Origin of the sequence: Pseudomonas sp. AN3A02 (assembly GCF_011765255.1) — a bacterium.
Taxonomy (GTDB): Bacteria; Pseudomonadota; Gammaproteobacteria; order Pseudomonadales; family Pseudomonadaceae; genus Aquipseudomonas.
The window spans coordinates 632,612-649,723 of record NZ_JAARNI010000002.1 but is presented as its reverse complement, the minus strand read 5'-3'; the positions used below and the strand labels follow the sequence as shown (position 1 = coordinate 649,723).

Genomic DNA, 17,112 nt, shown 5'->3' with positions numbered 1-17,112 from the left:
GGCCGAGTCTACCCCGGAGGGGATGGAGCTTTCTGACCGTGTGCTCAATCCTGAAATTCTAATCGATCGCAAGGATGGCAGGATAACTGCTGGACTTGTCGGTGTTAAAGTCATTCGTGGAGTTCGACATCTATTGCGAGCCCCCACTAAAGATCACAACTGGGTTATAGATGGAGGCACTGTTCGGGCTCTTCCCAATGATGCGCCGAGTGCTTTTCTTGCAGCGCTGGGCAACAAAAACGAGGACGATCTTTCTTATAGTGAAGCAATTAGCTTGTTGCGCACGGAAGAGGGGCCCCTGCCAATTTTCGCATCCGAAAATTTCAATACGTCAGGGCGTTTAGCGGCTGCAGAGCTGCCAGTTTCAATTGAGGTTGCGGGGCTTAATGCTTCATTATTCCCTTATCAGGCACAGGGAGTTCAATGGATGTGGGATACAGTCTCGCGGACGAGAGGCTTGATCCTTGCGGACGAGATGGGTCTCGGGAAGACGCTGCAAATCATTGCATTGTTACTGATGAGTCGCCCTAGCAACGTATCGCCAGCTCTAATTATATGTACAACCAGCTTGATCGCCAATTGGGTGCGTGAGATAGAGAGGTTTGCACCCTCCTTGTGTGTCGCAGTACATCGTGGCCTTCATAGGACGGGTGTTTACAGTGGGCTGCAGAAAAGCAATGTAGTTATTACTACCTATGACACTATGGTTAATGATATTTCGATTTTCTCGGCTTTTGAATGGTCTTGGTTGATCTGCGATGAAGCACAAGCACTCAAGAACCCAGACTCTTATCGCAGGCAAGCAGTAGCCAAGATTTCAAGGCGTAATACCATACCTATGACAGGTACTCCTGTAGAGAATACGCTCCTTGATTTGTGGTCGTTGATAGACTTTGCCATCCCTGGAATACTTGGGAGTCGAGTGGAGTTTGAAAAGTGTTATCCAGATACGCTGGACTCGGCAAATGCATTAGGCGCCGTTACGGATCCGGTCATCCTGAAAAGGCGCGTCATCGATGTCGCTGGAGACCTGCCAGAACGAATCAACATTGATGTACCTCTCGAATTAGATACACATCTTGCCGAGCATTACTGCAAGGTGCGAGAGCAAACCTTAGCACGTTATCCTGTAGCAGGAGCCTTGGTTGCTACTCTTCAACTGCAGCTGGTCTGCGCTCACCCTTGGCTGATACAAGCTGATCCAGCTGATGATGAGGAGTTTGTAGAGATTCATCGAGCAGCAGATTTGCCCTTAATGACTCCCAAGATGGAGCGCACGTTGGAGCTTCTGCGGGAAGCTTTCGTAAATTGCAAAAAAGTTCTCATTTTTGCACTATTTAACAGGATTGGAGATTTGATCAAAGAGGCGGGGGCAGAGCTCCCAACTGCTTACTGGGGGGCGATTAATGGCTCGACGTCCCAAGCAGACCGACAGAAGATTATCGATGAGTTCTCCGCATATGATGGTCCTGGATGCCTTATCTTGAACCCTAAAGCTGCCGGAGCCGGGTTGAACATTACAGCTGCCACAGTTGTAATTCACTTTACTCCTGTCTGGAATCCGGCTCTAGAGGCGCAGGCAAGTGCAAGGGCACACCGTCGAGGACAGACCATGCCTGTGAGTGTTTACCGGCTCTATTTTGAGAGCACAGTCGAGCGCGTCATGTTGGACCGATCGACATGGAAGCAGGAACTGGGTAACGAAATAATGCCTCTCTCGACCCGGGATAAAGAGGATCTGAGGCAGGCGCTCAGCATTCAACCGAGGATAGCTTCATGAGCAAAACTACTTTTCGAAAGACATTAAGTGCAAATGATGTCGGTAGCACAGGTGGGCATCAGGGGGGGGTGTTGATTCCAAAAGCTGAGACTGAACTTCTTGAGTTTCTTCCGCCCCTTGATCCTGGTGTTAAGAACCCCAACGCGTGGCTGAATTGCGTTGACGAGAACCTTGTGCCTCAGCGGTTCAAGTTTCGTTACTACAATAACAAACTGCATGATGATGGTGGGACAAGGAACGAATACCGTGTGACTTACATGACAGCGTGGCTGCGAAGTGTGGGGGCTAAGGAGGGAGATACATTTGAAATAAGTGGAAAGCAAGGAGGGCGAGAGTATTTTGTTAGAGTAATTCCTGCGACTATTAATGATATTAGAAGCGATGAGTCCGTGCGTATCAAGCTTCGTGGTTGGAATAGAGTTCATTAAAGTTGTAAGTTATATGAAAGGTATTGCGGAAATATTATAGGCGTTGTTGCGATCTTCTAACGGTTGGAGGCATGGATTTCAACTGGCCTGCTGAACAAGCCCCATGAAAGACAGGATACCGTTCCCCCCTACGATAAGAGATAGGCAGGCGGTTATGTTCATGACTAACAGCAACGATAAAAGTCGTGAAGTCTTGGGCTAGCAGCGATGGCATCGCTGGAGCCCATAGCAAAAACTGGCCATGGTTCGAGAATGTATTGAGCCAAGGCGACGGTAAGCATTCCATAAACCTCCCATTCAAAGCGCTTAGTTGATCCAAGATGCTGCGCTTCCGTTTGCCTCAGGAGCCAGCATCGCCATGATGCGATTCGATGCCGAAGTCGAAAAAAGTGTATCTGTCCCCCAAGCTGGTCGACCTCCGAAAATCCATCGTCGACTTGGCTGTGCTGGTCGAGCGGGATATTAAAGTCACCGTATTCGATCTCGTGCTTTTCCTCTTCCTCAACAGGGCTGGAAGAATGTGATGAATCAATTTGCGATCCTATACGGAGATCGATTTATCAGGCCGACTTGGTAAAACCAAGGCCTGCCCAACGGCAGGTCAGTACCGGCCCGCACACAAAAAATCTGACAGTCCGTTGTCTGTACATGTTCTGATTTTTTATGAAAAAGCCCCAAGTTATTTGGCAATGCTGTTCACTTAAGGATTGTTGACTAATCCTCAAGCAGCCGGAAAATCCGGAGTCTGATAAGGACTCCGGATTTTTTTATGCCTGTTGCCCAGGATTTAAGCGCTGTTCTAGATTTTGCTGAGCGGCCGCTCTCACGCCTTGAGGTGTTCGCCGATCATATTCCTGATGAGTGGATAACAGCAGCGGCCACGCTGGCTGATAAAGCGACGATCCAACGTCGCCGTCTGCCTTCGGATGTGGTGCTTTGGCTGGTAATCGGGATGGCCCTTTTCAGGGGCGAGCCGGTCATTGAAGTCGCTCGTCGATTGAATATCTGCGCCTACGGACTTGTCAACGAGGTGCTCCTGGCCAAAAGCGGGCTGTCCCAGGCTCGCCAACGTCTGGGCAAGCAACCCATCGCCTGGCTGTTTCAGCAGTGCGCCAACGCCTGGGGATATGAGCGCTACCCACAAGACGACTGGCATGGACTCCAGGTCTTTGCAGTTGATGGCGCCTTATTTCGAACACCGGAAACATCTGCCTTGCGAGAGCATTTCGGCTCTGGCAATACCTCTTCCGAACGTCAAACCCCATACCCGGTATTGCGCCTTGTTGCTCTGATGAATGCCCGCTCGCACATCATTGCCAATGCGTCCATCAGCCCTTATCGAAAGGGCGAGATCCCACTGGCGAGGGATTTCGTTGAGGCGATACCCAACGATTCGGTGACGCTGCTGGATAAAGGCTTTTTCAGTGCGGACCTGTTACTGAGCATCCAAAGCCCTGAGCAAAACCGTCACTGGATGATCCCGGAACGCAAGGGCACGGTCCGTACGGAAATTGAGTGCTACGGCGATGGGGACTACCTGGTGCAGATGAAGGTCTCGCCACAGGCGCGTAAAAAGAACCCGGTTCTGCCTGAGTACTGGCAGGTGCGAGCCGTCAGCTATGAGGTCGAAGGCAAGGAAAAAACCGTCTTCACCTCGCTGCCCGCTTCACGCTTTAGCGCTGAGCAGGTCGCTACTCTTTATCATGAACGATGGGAGATCGAGCTGGGTTTTCGGGATATCAAAAGCTCAATGCAGGACAACGCATTGACCCTTCGCAGCAAGACCGTAGAGCTGGTGTATCAGGAGCTGTGGGGACTGTTGCTGGCGTACAACGTAGTGCGACGCGAGGCCAGCCAGGCAGCTGTAGCGCACAACCGAGCCCCCAGCGAGGTGAGCTTCAAGTTTGCCTGTCAGCACATCGCTAGCCATTTGGTGGTGATGGCTGGCGCCGTGTCGCCATCACATACGCCAAGACGCCTGGAAGAGCTTCGCGCCAGCATAGGTGTGCTCTTCATAAAAAAACGCCCCAGGCCAGCAAGGCCCAGGGCGGTGAAGATGTCAAAAACCCGGTATCCGATTAACCGCAATGCTGCTCCGCTTAAGTGAACAGCATTGCCAAGTTATTTGGGGCCTTTCTCAGTTGGTAAATATCATCTATAACGAGAAAAATAGAGTCATGCTAGTAATTAGTCCCAGCTCAACGCCCCACCAGTCTGATACTCGATCACACGAGTCTCAAAGAAATTCTTCTCTTTCTTCAAGTCCATGATCTCGCTCATCCACGGGAACGGGTTAGTCGTCCCTGGGTACTCTTCCTTCAACCCAATCTGCGACAGACGACGGTTCGCGATGAACTTGAGGTAGTCCTCCATCATCGCCGCATTCATGCCCAATACGCCGCGTGGCATGGTGTCGCGAGCGTATTCAATCTCCAGCTGAGTCCCTTGCAGGATCATCTGGGTCGCTTCTTCCTTCATCTCGGCATCCCACAAGTGTGGGTTTTCGATTTTGATCTGGTTGATCACATCGATACCGAAGTTCAGGTGCATCGACTCATCCCGCAGGATGTATTGGAATTGCTCGGCCACGCCGGTCATTTTGTTGCGACGGCCCATGGACAGGATCTGGGTGAAGCCGCAGTAGAAGAAGATGCCTTCCAGTACGCAGTAATACGCTACCAGGTTACGCAGCAGCTCTTTGTCGGTCTCAACGGTACCGGTTTCGAACTTCGGATCGGAGATCGAACGGGTGTACTTCAAGCCCCAAGCCGCTTTCTTCGCAACCGATGGAATCTCGTGGTACATGTTGAAGATCTCGCCTTCATCCATGGCCAGCGATTCGATGCAGTACTGGTAGGCGTGGGTGTGGATCGCTTCTTCGAAGGCCTGGCGCAGGATGTACTGGCGGCACTCCGGGTTGGTGATCAAGCGGTATACGGCCAGTACCAGGTTGTTGGCAACCAGGGAGTCGGCGGTGGAGAAGAAGCCGAGGTTGCGCATTACGATGCGGCGCTCGTCGTCGGTCAGGCCTTCTGGGGTTTTCCACAGCGCGATGTCGGCGGTCATGTTGACCTCTTGCGGCATCCAGTGGTTGGCGCAGCCGTCGAGGTATTTCTGCCAGGCCCAGTCGTACTTGAAAGGCACGAGTTGGTTGAGGTCGGCGCGGCAGTTGATCATGCGCTTTTCGTCAACGGCGACGCGGGCAGCGGAGCCTTCCAGCTCGGCGAGGCCTTCGGCGACGTCGAGTTTGTCGAGGGCGGCCTTGGCGCGCACGATGGCGGCGGAGTCATTGGCGGTGACGGCGCGGGCTTCGATGGCGGCGGCAGCGCCGGCGCCGTCGAGGCGGTCCATGTTGGCTTCGGTGGCGTGGCCGGCGTTGGCGCCTTTGGCAACTACTTCGCCGTCTTCTTCTTTGTCGAATTCGTCCCAGCTCAGCATGACGTGTCGTCTCCTGCGTGAGGGCTCTAAGGTGCCCGTGTGAAACCGGATGGTGGGGTGTTCACACGGCCCAAAGGCCGCGGTGGATCTTAAGGAATCGTTTGTTGCAGCTAACGCACGCATTAAACGGAATCAGGGTTACGGGTGTTCTGCTTGAGGCTTGAGGGGCGGAGCGATGCTTGCTGGCTCCAGCGGGGGCCTCAGGTCTGGCTCTTCATCCCAGTGTAAAGGGATATTGCAGGCCCGATTTACCCGCGCATTATAGGGAAAAAATCGACTTTGTGTTGCGGCGGATGGTCTCGGTGAGCGGCCAAAATGGTGGTGTTTGCAGCCAAGGTCCGGGTTTACAAGGCTTTGCCTGGCTTGGATTTTTTTGACGGGCGGTAGGCGTTTGTTTCCATGGGCTGGATGGTGTTCACTCCAGCCCCAGCCCTTTGCGGCCGAGGGCGTTCAATTGCGGTGTCATAAAGCGGTCTTTCCAGTCCTTCTCGTAGTCCTCCCGGGCGAAGTCGTCCGGCGAGACGCCTTGCTCGAACGCCCTGAGCACATCCTTGGCGTACCGCAGGTTTTTCGGGCACAAGGGGGCGGCGGGCACATACATCACGTTCCCCCAACCCTGTTGGTTTTCCACGGGGGCGACGCTGTGGATCACGTCGCAGTGCCACCACACCGAATCGCCAGCCTGCATATCCGGAATCGGGGTCATGCCCTGGACCAGCAGCGGGTGCCATTTCTCTGAAACTGGCAGCACCTTGCCCGGCGCAACGCCGCACAACTCATCTTCGGGGACATCGTCCAGCAGCGGGCGCAGCAGCATGTAGGCCATGGCTTTGGGGATCGGCAAGGTATGCAGCACGCCCTGGTCGGCCTGCATGTCGCACAGTGCGGTCCAGCCCTGAAAGGTGCGGAAGGCCGAGCATTTCACCGTGTCTTTGTAGGCGTATTCATCGACTTCGGTGCGATGGGCGGCGTCCCAGGGGTCGTAGGACTTGAAGTCGTTGCGGTAGATCTTGTCGAACACCTTGAGGTAGGCCGGGTGCAGCCAGCGTTCCAGGGCGCCCGAGTCGGTGTGCGGGCCAAGCCCTTTGGAGGTGGTGCCGGGTGGGCGGCGGCGGACGCGGTCGGGGTACAGCGCATTGACGTCCGGGTCGAACCATTGTTGGCCTTGGGAATTGATGGTCCACAGGCGGTTCAGGAACGATTGTGCGGCGCCCATGCGTTCGTGTTGGCGCAGTTGCATCTGGGCTTGCGACCAATAGATCGGGAATATCTCCGGGCGCGAGGCTTCGAGGTTGCCGAAGAAATTGTCGGCCGGGCCGCGATACACCTCGTCGAAATGGTTGTGGTCGAGGTAGTCCAGCAGGCTCTTGTCCCACCCCAGCACCTGTTCCCTGGGGAAGTGGTTGCGGATCACCAGGCAGCCCCTGCGCTTGATGAGTGCCCGTTGTGCTTCGGTGACCTGGCCGTTGGCGATGGTTTCAAAGTCAAGCTCGGGCCAGGCGGACTGCTGGGACTTGATCAAGGCGATTTCAGCCCCGATGAACTCGCTGACCTCGGCAAACAGCCCAGGCACATCGCCGATCTGCGCGCGCAGGGCCTTTTTCATCGCGACGATGCTGCGCTTGTAGTCGTCCGGCAGCTCGGCGCATTCGAATGCCTGGTAGTTGCTCATGAGGTGACCTGTCTTGTTGTTGTGCGTACAAGTATGGGATCACCCCGGCCCGCCTGGGCGGCAGCCTGATTTGGCGCGTTGAGCAATACGATTGTGGCGTTTGTTGTAAGGCGTATAGAAGAATCGGCTTATTGAAAGTGATGCCCGTGCTCAAGCCGAAACTGTGACGGCGTCATGCCCTTGTGCGCCTTGAACTGCCGATTGAACAACGCCTGGGAGGCATAGCCGACCTGTTCGGAAATCGCGCTGACCGCCAGGTTACCCTGCATCAATAAAGCACAGGCGTGTCCGATGCGTAGCCGGACGATGTAGTCCAGCGCCGTGCAGCGTGTGTGTTTGCGGAACATGCGATGGAAGGCTGAAACGCTGACGCAGGCCATTTGCGCCAGCTCGGGAATGCCTACAGGTTGCGCATAATGGCCGTGCAGGTAGTCCAGAACGCGGCGGATGCGAGCGTCTTCAACGATGTGAGGGGCCGCGTTTTCCGTCGCGATGCGCTGTGCGGCGATATCCCGGGACAATGTGTTGAGCACGGTGAGCAACGAGATCAAGCGCTGGGAAGCGTCTTGCTCGACCATGGCTTCGATCACCGGGCGCAGCGCCCGGGACGTAGCATCACTGAAACTCAACGCCTGTCGCGCAGCAGCCAATAGCGCTCGCGTCGACCCCATCTCCGGAAACAGCTTCACCAGCGAGTCCGCCCAGGCCTCGGAAAACCAGATGACCAGGGCAATGTGCGGTTTGGCGGGGTCGATCAGCTCGGCGGAAGACCAGCTATGGGGTACGTTCGGGCCCACCAGCACCAGGTCGCCATCATCGTAGAGCGCCACATCGTTGCTGATATAGCGGTGCCCGCGGCTGTTGAGGGTCAGGGTCAGTTCGTATTCGGGATGGTGATGCCATTCAAATGGAATCGCCTCCGGAAGACGCCTGTTCAGCAGGGTCCAGGAGGTGTTCGCTTCGGTGGGGATTTTTTCGAAACTGGCTCGCATGAATGCATCCTGCCTTGCAGGTGAGGTGGCGGCGCCACAATCGTAGCATTCGATTCAAGAGGGGAGGGCTCTTTGCCGCAAGAACGATTTCTTGCGGCGAATAAGATCTGGGTTAATGGCAACTAACGAAGTTATTACCCGTTAGAACAACCATTACCCATGACTTGATAGTTCAGGATATGACGCTGACCTTGTGAATCTTCATATTCCATTTTTACCGGTACAACTTTGCATACATCCGGGATGTTACTCATGGACAGTACTTTGGCAACGTCCAAGTGAGTGCTGTAGTTGTAATCTTCAACGATCGGAGTGCTCTGGCTGGCTACGTCAGTCGGGGCTTCGTCGGCCAGGGCGGCGGTGGCGCACAAGCTGCTAAGGGCCATAACTAATAACGCTTTCATTTGACTATTTACCTTTTGGTGGTCGAAAGGGGTCACGGGGCCCTTGTGAGGCCACGTGTGTAACTTGATTGGGAAGTTCGGATTAACGTTGCCTTCGTGGGGGCTGTTACGTTGTTAATCACAGTGCCTTGATGGCGAGGTTGATTTTAGGCGTGTAGGTTTAATTCATATACCCGTGCTTTTGATAAACACTATTGATGGTTTTTGTAACAATCCCGAAATGAAGGTTTTTTCAGAAACCTGCAAAGCGCCACAGGCCGCGGGCCAGAGCGCCGCCGGGGGATAGTTGGGCAATTTGTAGGGGCTTGTTACTACCATCGTCGAATGGTTCTATAGGCCCGGCCCGGCTACAACAGGGCCATACAACAACAACTATGTCACCGAGGTAAGAAAGATGAGTGCGGCTTCTCTGTACCCCGTTCGCCCCGAAGTAGCAGCCAATACGCTGACCGATGAGGCGACCTACAAGGCCATGTACCAGCAGTCGGTGGTCAACCCCGACGGTTTCTGGCGCGAGCAAGCCAAGCGCCTTGACTGGATCAAGCCTTTCACCACGGTGAAGCAGACCTCCTTCGACGATCACCATGTCGACATCAAGTGGTTTGCCGACGGCACCCTCAACGTTTCCTACAACTGCCTGGACCGTCACCTCGCCGAGCGTGGCGACCAGCCGGCAATCATCTGGGAAGGCGACGACCCTGCCGAAAGCCGCACCATCACCTACCGTGAGCTGCATGAAGAAGTCTGCAAGTTCGCCAACGCCCTGCGCGGCCAGGATGTGCACCGCGGCGACGTGGTGACTATCTATATGCCGATGATTCCCGAAGCCGCGGTCGCCATGCTGGCCTGTGCCCGGATCGGTGCGATTCACTCGGTGGTGTTTGGCGGGTTCTCGCCAGAGGCCCTGGCCGGTCGGATCATCGACTGCAAATCCAAGGTGGTGATCACCGCCGACGAAGGCATTCGTGCCGGCAAGAAAATTCCCCTGAAGGCCAACGTCGACGACGCCCTGACCAACCCGGAAACCAGCAGCATCCAGAAAGTCATCGTGTGCAAGCGCACCGGCGGCAACATCAAGTGGAACCAGCATCGCGACATCTGGTACGAAGACCTGATGAAAGTGGCGGGCACCGTGTGCGCGCCGAAAGAGATGGGCGCCGAAGAAGCGCTGTTCATCCTTTACACCTCCGGTTCTACCGGCAAGCCGAAGGGCGTGCAGCACACCACCGGCGGCTACCTGTTGTATGCAGCCCTGACCCACGAGCGCGTGTTCGACTACCGCCCGGGCGAAATCTACTGGTGCACCGCCGACGTCGGCTGGGTCACCGGCCATACCTATATTGTCTATGGCCCACTGGCCAACGGCGCAACCACGCTGATGTTCGAAGGCGTGCCGAACTATCCGGACATCACCCGGGTGGCGAAGATCGTCGACAAGCACCAGGTCAATATCCTCTACACCGCACCGACCGCAATCCGCGCCATGATGGCTTCCGGCACCGCTGCCTGCGAAGGCGCCGATGGCAGCAGCTTGCGTCTGTTGGGTTCGGTGGGTGAGCCGATTAACCCGGAAGCGTGGGACTGGTACTACAAGAACGTCGGCCAATCCCGTTGCCCGATTGTGGACACCTGGTGGCAGACCGAGACCGGCGGCAACATGATGAGCCCGCTGCCGGGCGCCCATGCGCTCAAGCCGGGTTCGGCGGCACGCCCGTTCTTCGGCGTGGTACCGGCGCTGGTGGATAACCTGGGCAACCTGATTGAAGGTGTGGCCGAGGGTAACCTGGTGATTCTGGATTCGTGGCCGGGCCAGGCACGTACCCTGTATGGCGACCATGACCGGTTCGTGGACACCTACTTCAAGACCTTCCGTGGCATGTACTTCACCGGTGACGGTGCGCGTCGTGACGAGGATGGTTACTACTGGATCACCGGTCGGGTGGACGACGTGTTGAACGTGTCCGGCCACCGCATGGGCACCGCCGAGATTGAAAGCGCCATGGTTGCCCACCCTAAAGTCGCGGAAGCGGCAGTGGTGGGTGTGCCCCACGACATCAAGGGCCAGGGCATCTACGTGTATGTCACGCTGAAAAACGGCGAAGAGCCGAATGAAGCGCTGCGCCTGGAGCTGAAAAACTGGGTGCGCAAAGAGATCGGGCCGATTGCTTCGCCGGATGTGATCCAGTGGGCCCCGGGCTTGCCGAAGACCCGTTCGGGGAAAATCATGCGCCGGATCCTGCGCAAGATTGCCACCGCTGAATACGACGGGTTGGGGGATATCTCCACCCTGGCGGACCCGGGTGTGGTGGCGCAGTTGATTGAGACGCACAAGATCATGAACGTCGCGTAAGGCGGGTTTGTGGGACGAAGCCCCATTCGGCGTAGGCCGGGTGGGGCTTTTTTGTGCGATCGGACAGGCGACCTATAACCCCTGTGGGAGCGGGCTTGCTCGCGAAGGCGGCGTGTCAGCCAGCACATCACCCACTGATACACCGCCTTCGCGAGCAAGCCCGCTCCCACATTTTGATTGCATTCCAAGGCTGGCCATTCGTTGGGGCAACTTACACAAGGCCAATAAATATCGGTTTTGCTCGTAGGAAGTTTCTGAATGTTACCGAGCCCGACAAATGTGTAACCCAATGCCCAAACATGAGGCAAAGTGCTACGTCGTTGCCCCGAAAACCCGCGTCTTAGACGCCCTGAAAAATTAGATCAAACGCTACACTTGCCGTGCTAGAAGGGTTTGCGAATAATAGGCCCGCAACTTGCAGCGTTAACAGGTTTAATATCTTTTGCCTCTGCATAAAATCCAGAGGCTGTCAATGTGCTGGAACCGCTTTCTCGGTGCTTCTGTAAATTGTTGTCGCATTGAGGAAATATCGGCTTCCGGCCTGTCGTTAGAATGCCGATCACTCGCTCGTCGTCGCCGATGTGGAACTGGCGCAGGACGCAGCACCGCTACTCGGTTTCACTCATTCGCATCGTGGGCCCTGGCTCATACTGCTGTTTTGCCCTATACCGATGGAGTTCCAAGATGAAGAAACTCGTGCTGTTGGGCGCCCTGGCGCTGTCCGTGCTGTCCATGCAGGCTTTCGCCGAAGGCAAGCCACTGAAGATTGGTATTGAAGCGGCTTACCCTCCGTTTGCCTCCAAGGCACCGGACGGCAGCATCGTCGGTTTTGACTACGACATCGGCAACGCCCTGTGCGAACAGATGCAGGTCAAGTGCACGTGGGTTGAGCAGGAATTCGACGGCCTGATCCCGGCGCTGAAAGTGCGCAAGATCGACGCCATCCTGTCTTCGATGTCCATCACTGAAGACCGCAAGAAGTCCGTGGACTTCACCAACCGCTACTACCTGACCCCAGCTCGCCTGGTGTTGAAGGAAGGCACTGCCGTCAGCGACAGCCTGGATGAACTGAAAGGCAAGAAAATCGGCGTGCAGCGCGGTTCGATCCACGACCGTTTTGCCAAGGAAGTGCTGGCTCCCAAAGGCGCCACCATTGTTCCTTACAGCTCGCAGAACGAAATCTACCTGGACGTAGAAGCCGGTCGCCTTGATGGCACCGTGGCCGACGCCACCCTGTTGCAGGAAGGCTTCCTCGACACGCCAGCCGGTAAAGGCTACGCGTTCACCGGCCCGGCCTTCACCGACGCCAAGTACTTCGGCGACGGCATCGGCATCGCGGTACGTAAAGGCGACAAGGAAAACCTGGACCGCATCAACGCTGCAATCGCCGCGATCCGTGCCAACGGCAAGTACAAGGCAATCCAGGACAAGTACTTCAACTTCGACATTTACGGCCCAGAAGCCAAGTAAACCGTCGCAGCTGTCTGTCCAGAATGGCGCAAGCAACAGGGTCTCTGAAGTTTGCGCCATTTTTTCATCCCCCTTTTCGAGGACCTGAATCATGTTGAAAGGCTACGGGGCTGTCATCCTCGATGGCGCATGGTTGACGCTTCAGCTCGCCTTGTCGTCCATGGCCTTGGCCATTGTTCTGGGTCTGATCGGGGTCGCGTTGCGCCTCTCGCCGGTGCGCTGGTTGGCCTGGCTGGGCGATCTGTACTCCACGGTGATCCGCGGGATCCCCGACCTGGTGCTGATCCTGCTGATTTTCTACGGCGGTCAGGACCTGCTTAACCGCGTCGCGCCTCTGCTGGGCTACGACGACTATATTGACTTGAACCCCTTGGCCGCCGGTATCGGCACCCTGGGTTTCATCTTTGGCGCCTACCTTTCGGAAACCTTCCGTGGCGCCTTCATGGCCATTCCCAAGGGCCAGGCCGAAGCCGGCCTGGCTTATGGCATGAGCCCGTTCCAGGTGTTTTTCCGGGTGATGGTGCCGCAGATGATTCGGCTGGCGATCCCCGGGTTTACCAACAACTGGCTGGTACTGACCAAGGCCACCGCACTGATTTCGGTGGTGGGCCTGCAAGACATGATGTTCAAGGCCAAGCAGGCGGCAGACGCCACCCGCGAACCTTTTACCTTCTTCCTCGCAGTGGCGGCGATGTACCTGGTGATCACCAGCGTGTCGTTGCTGGCCCTGCGTCATCTTGAGAAGCGCTACTCGGTAGGCGTAAAGGCGGCTGATCTATGATCTTCGACTACAACGTCATCTGGGAGGCCATGCCGCTGTACCTCGGCGGCTTGCTGACCACCCTGAAACTGCTGGCCATTTCGCTGTTCTTCGGTTTGCTCGCGGCCTTGCCCCTGGGCCTGATGCGCGTGTCCAAGCAGCCGATTGTCAACGGCGTTGCCTGGCTCTACACCTACGTGATTCGCGGCACGCCGATGCTGGTGCAGCTGTTTTTGATCTACTACGGCCTGGCCCAGTTCGAAGCGGTGCGTGAAAGCTTCCTGTGGCCGCTGCTGTCCAGCGCGACCTTCTGTGCGTGCCTGGCGTTTGCCGTAAACACCAGCGCCTACACCGCCGAAATCATCGCCGGCAGCCTCAAGGCCACGCCCCATGGCGAGATCGAAGCGGCCAAGGCCATGGGCATGTCGCGCTACAAGCTGTATCGCCGGATCCTGCTGCCATCGGCCCTGCGCCGGGCGCTGCCGCAATACAGCAACGAAGTGATCATGATGCTCCAGACCACGAGCCTGGCTTCCATCGTCACCCTGATCGACATCACCGGTGCCGCGCGCACGGTGAACGCCCAGTACTACTTGCCGTTCGAAGCCTATATCACTGCGGGTGCGTTCTACCTGTGCCTGACCTTCATCCTGGTGCGCCTGTTCAAGTTGGCCGAAGGCCGCTGGCTGAGCTACCTGGCTCCACGGAAGCATTGATATGGAACGTATCGATCACCTGTTGCCCTGGGGGCACCTGGGCTGCGAACGCCAGCTGACGGTGTTTCGTTTCGGCAGCGGCGAGCGCAAGGCTTATATCCAGGCCAGCTTGCACGCCGATGAATTGCCCGGCATGCGGGCCGCCTGGGAGCTGAAAAAGCGCCTGGCCGAACTGGAACAGCAAGGCGCCCTCAATGGCGTGATCGAGCTGGTTCCCGTTGCCAATCCGATGGGCCTGGGGCAACTGCTGCAAGGCAGTCACCAGGGCCGTTTCGAGATCGGCAGCGGCAAGAATTTCAACCGTGACTTCGTTGAGTTGAGCGGGCCGGTTACCGAGTTGCTCAAAGACAAACTGGGCGATGATCCCCATGCCAACGTGCGCATGATTCGCCAGGCCATGACCGATGCGCTCAACGCCTTGCCGGCGCCGAGCAGCCAGTTGCAAGGCATGCAGCGGGTCTTGCTGAGCCATGCCTGCACCGCCGACGTCGTCCTCGATCTGCATTGCGATGCCGAGGCCGCGCTGCACATGTACGCGCTGCCGCAACACTGGCCGCAGTGGCGTTCGCTGTCGGCGCACCTGAATGTGAAGGTCGGCCTGCTGGCGGAAGATTCCGGCGGCAGCTCGTTTGACGAAGCCTGTTCGCTGCCGTGGTTGCGTCTGTCCCGGGCATTCCCCGAGGCGCAGATTCCCCTGGCGTGCCTGGCGACGACATTGGAGTTGGGCGGCCAGGCTGATACTGGCCGTGATGAGGCGATTTTCCACGCCGAAGGCATTCTGGCGTTCCTTGCCGAGCAAGGCCTGATCCGTGGTGAATGGCCCGCGCCGCAATACGAAGCCTGCGAAGGCCTGCCCTTCGAAGGCACCGAGTTGCTGTTCGCGCCCCACGCCGGTGTGATCAGCTACCTGCGTAAAGCCGGGGATGTGGTGGAAGCCGGCGACCCGATATTTGAAGTGATCGATCCCTTGTCCGACCGCGTGAGCATCGTTTGCGCGGGCACGTCTGGGGTGTTGTTTGCCGTTGAACGGCTACGTTATGCCCAAGCGGGTTTCTGGCTGGCCAAGGTGGCGGGGCGCGAAGCGCTGCGGCACGGGCGCTTGCTCAACGACTGACCAACTGTTTTTGTGAGAACCGACCGCATGTACAAACTTGAAGTCCAAGACCTGCATAAACGCTATGGCAGTCATGAAGTGCTCAAAGGTGTGTCCCTGGCCGCCGCGGCCGGTGATGTGATCAGCATCATCGGGTCCAGTGGCTCGGGCAAAAGTACCTTTTTGCGCTGCATCAACCTGCTGGAGCAACCCCACGCCGGCAAGATTCTGCTCAATAACGAAGAGCTGAAACTGGTGGCCAACAAGGACGGCGCCATGAAGGCCGCGGACCCGAAGCAGCTGCAACGCATGCGTTCGCGACTGTCGATGGTGTTCCAGCACTTCAACCTGTGGTCCCACATGACCGCGCTGGAAAACGTCATGGAAGCACCGGTGCACGTCTTGGGCATGTCGAAAAAAGACGCCCGGGAAAAGGCCGAGCACTACCTGGCTAAAGTCGGTGTGGGCCATCGTAAGGATGCGTTCCCTGGCCACATGTCCGGCGGTGAACAGCAGCGCGTGGCAATTGCCCGGGCCCTGGCGATGGAGCCTGAGGTGATGCTGTTCGACGAACCCACCTCGGCTCTGGACCCGGAGCTGGTGGGCGAAGTGCTCAAGGTAATGCAGGACCTGGCCCAGGAAGGCCGGACCATGGTGGTGGTGACCCACGAAATGGGCTTTGCCCGTGAAGTCTCCAACCAGTTGGTGTTCCTGCACAAAGGCATCGTTGAAGAACGTGGCAACCCGCGCGAAGTGCTGGTTAACCCACAGTCGGAGCGTTTGCAGCAGTTTCTTTCCGGCAGCTTGAAGTAACTGATACCGCTGCACCCTGTAGGAGCGAGCTTGCTCGCGAAAAACTCGAGAGCGCCGCTGGGTGTCAGGTTACCAGCGTTATCGTTAACGAGCTTCGCGAGCAAGCTTGCTCCTACAGCAAAGCGGATCTACATCGTTTTTGAGACTTGTGTTCACTTCCGGGCTAGCATTGCCCATGCCTTTTTATTTGTTTTTCGCTTCGGATAGCACTCCATGACTGCCCATCGAATAGGTTTCCTGATTTGGCCCAGCACTAAAGCACTGACGCTTGCGCTGGCTGAGGAGGCCTTGCGCGTTGCTCAGCGGGTGCATCCGGACGTGGTGTACGAACTCTCGTTCCTGCAGGCCGAACCGCCGGTGGAGGGGGCCTGGCAACTGCCGGGTGAACCCTGGGCCGGCAAGCTGGAAGGCTTTCAAAAGTTGTTCCTGCTGGCGGATGAACCACCGACCGTCATCGCTTCCCAGCTCAGCACCGCCCTCAAGCAACTGGTGCGCGCCGGGTGTGTGATCGGCGGGTTGTCGGCCGGTGTGTATCCGCTGGCTCAACTCGGTTTGCTCGACGGTTATCGCGCCGCCGTGCACTGGCGCTGGCAGGACGATTTTGCCGAGCGTTTCCCCAAGGTCATCGCCACCAGCCATCTGTTCGACTGGGACCGTGACCGCCTGACCGCCTGCGGCGGCATGTCGGTACTCGACCTGCTGCTGGCGGTGCTGGCCCGTGACCACGGTGCCGAACTGGCCGGTGCCGTCTCGGAAGAACTGGTGGTGGAGCGCATCCGCGAAGGCGGCGAGCGTCAGCGCATCCCGCTGCAAAACCGCCTGGGCTCCAGCCATCCAAAGCTGACCCAGGCGGTGTTGCTGATGGAAGCCAACATCGAAGAGCCGCTGACCACCGACGAAATCGCCCAGCATGTGTGCGTGTCCCGACGACAGCTCGAGCGGATCTTCAAGCAATACCTCAATCGCGTCCCCAGCCAGTACTACCTGGAACTGCGCCTGAACAAGGCCCGCCAGATGCTCATGCAAACCAGCAAGTCGATCATCCAGATCGGCCTGTCCTGCGGCTTCTCCTCGGGCCCGCACTTCTCCAGCGCCTACCGCAACTTCTTCGGCGCCACCCCGCGTGAAGATCGCAACCAGCGGCGCAGCAGCAGCCCGTTCGAGTTGTCGTCGGTGCCGTCCGAGCGCGGCTAGGT

The 17,112-nt window shown here is 57.2% G+C and carries 15 protein-coding genes; 11 read left to right on the top strand and 4 right to left on the bottom strand.

Features of this window, described 5'->3' with window-relative positions; all coding sequences use genetic code 11:
- Positions 1 to 22: 22 nt before the first annotated feature.
- The 4 genes from HBJ59_RS12780 to HBJ59_RS12765 all read left to right on the top strand — a co-directional run bounded on the left by HBJ59_RS12780 (position 23) and on the right by HBJ59_RS12765 (position 4,315).
- The gene (locus HBJ59_RS12780; RefSeq protein ID WP_167663729.1) at positions 23 to 1,780 is read left to right on the top strand and encodes a DEAD/DEAH box helicase; all 1,758 of its coding nucleotides are present in this window, start codon (positions 23 to 25) and stop codon (positions 1,778 to 1,780) included.
- The gene (locus tag HBJ59_RS12775) at positions 1,777 to 2,208 is read left to right on the top strand and encodes an EcoRII N-terminal effector-binding domain-containing protein (protein WP_167663728.1); all 432 of its coding nucleotides are present in this window, start codon (positions 1,777 to 1,779) and stop codon (positions 2,206 to 2,208) included. The genes HBJ59_RS12780 and HBJ59_RS12775 overlap by 4 nt, the downstream gene beginning before the upstream one ends.
- A gap of 371 nt (positions 2,209 to 2,579) precedes the next feature.
- A complete protein-coding gene (tnpB, locus tag HBJ59_RS12770; protein ID WP_167663727.1) occupies positions 2,580 to 2,732 on the top strand; it encodes an IS66 family insertion sequence element accessory protein TnpB in 153 nt (50 codons plus the stop codon).
- Positions 2,733 to 2,977: 245 nt separating this feature from the next.
- Entirely contained in the window at positions 2,978 to 4,315 is a 1,338-nt protein-coding gene (locus tag HBJ59_RS12765; RefSeq protein ID WP_167663726.1) for an IS4 family transposase, read from the top strand.
- 80 nt (positions 4,316 to 4,395) lie between these two features.
- On the opposite strand, the gene HBJ59_RS12760 is transcribed toward HBJ59_RS12765, so the two are convergent.
- The 4 genes from HBJ59_RS12760 to HBJ59_RS12745 form a co-directional block, all read right to left on the bottom strand.
- Positions 4,396 to 5,646: a ribonucleotide-diphosphate reductase subunit beta gene (locus HBJ59_RS12760; RefSeq protein ID WP_167663725.1), complete on the bottom strand. Its 1,251-nt coding sequence runs from the start codon at positions 5,644 to 5,646 to the stop codon at positions 4,396 to 4,398.
- A gap of 415 nt (positions 5,647 to 6,061) precedes the next feature.
- Positions 6,062 to 7,318, bottom strand: coding sequence for a DUF1479 domain-containing protein (locus HBJ59_RS12755; protein WP_167663724.1), 1,257 nt, complete (start codon positions 7,316 to 7,318; stop codon positions 6,062 to 6,064).
- Between the two features lie 128 nt (positions 7,319 to 7,446).
- Positions 7,447 to 8,310: an AraC family transcriptional regulator gene (locus HBJ59_RS12750; RefSeq protein WP_167663723.1), complete on the bottom strand. Its 864-nt coding sequence runs from the start codon at positions 8,308 to 8,310 to the stop codon at positions 7,447 to 7,449.
- A gap of 134 nt (positions 8,311 to 8,444) precedes the next feature.
- The gene (locus HBJ59_RS12745) at positions 8,445 to 8,714 is read right to left on the bottom strand and encodes a DUF2790 domain-containing protein (RefSeq protein WP_167663722.1); all 270 of its coding nucleotides are present in this window, start codon (positions 8,712 to 8,714) and stop codon (positions 8,445 to 8,447) included.
- 394 nt (positions 8,715 to 9,108) lie between these two features.
- On the opposite strand from HBJ59_RS12745, the gene acs reads away from it, so the two are divergent.
- From acs to HBJ59_RS12710, 7 genes are all read left to right on the top strand, one after another.
- Positions 9,109 to 11,064: an acetate--CoA ligase gene (gene acs, locus HBJ59_RS12740; protein WP_076015011.1), complete on the top strand. Its 1,956-nt coding sequence runs from the start codon at positions 9,109 to 9,111 to the stop codon at positions 11,062 to 11,064.
- A 684-nt stretch (positions 11,065 to 11,748) separates the two neighbouring features.
- Positions 11,749 to 12,534, top strand: a complete 786-nt coding sequence (locus HBJ59_RS12735; protein WP_017475899.1) for an ABC transporter substrate-binding protein — start codon at positions 11,749 to 11,751, stop codon at positions 12,532 to 12,534.
- Positions 12,535 to 12,625: 91 nt separating this feature from the next.
- Positions 12,626 to 13,315, top strand: coding sequence for an ABC transporter permease (locus HBJ59_RS12730; protein WP_076015012.1), 690 nt, complete (start codon positions 12,626 to 12,628; stop codon positions 13,313 to 13,315).
- Complete coding sequence (locus HBJ59_RS12725) at positions 13,312 to 14,010, top strand: ABC transporter permease (RefSeq protein WP_010165618.1); 699 nt, start codon at positions 13,312 to 13,314, stop codon at positions 14,008 to 14,010. The genes HBJ59_RS12730 and HBJ59_RS12725 overlap by 4 nt, the downstream gene beginning before the upstream one ends.
- Position 14,011: 1 nt before the next feature.
- Positions 14,012 to 15,124 (top strand): succinylglutamate desuccinylase/aspartoacylase family protein, encoded by a 1,113-nt coding sequence (locus HBJ59_RS12720; protein WP_076015013.1) that lies wholly within the window; start codon positions 14,012 to 14,014, stop codon positions 15,122 to 15,124.
- A 27-nt stretch (positions 15,125 to 15,151) separates the two neighbouring features.
- Positions 15,152 to 15,916: an ABC transporter ATP-binding protein gene (locus tag HBJ59_RS12715; RefSeq protein ID WP_003214336.1), complete on the top strand. Its 765-nt coding sequence runs from the start codon at positions 15,152 to 15,154 to the stop codon at positions 15,914 to 15,916.
- 213 nt (positions 15,917 to 16,129) lie between these two features.
- A complete protein-coding gene (locus tag HBJ59_RS12710) occupies positions 16,130 to 17,110 on the top strand; it encodes a GlxA family transcriptional regulator (RefSeq protein ID WP_076015014.1) in 981 nt (326 codons plus the stop codon).
- Positions 17,111 to 17,112 lie beyond the last annotated feature (2 nt).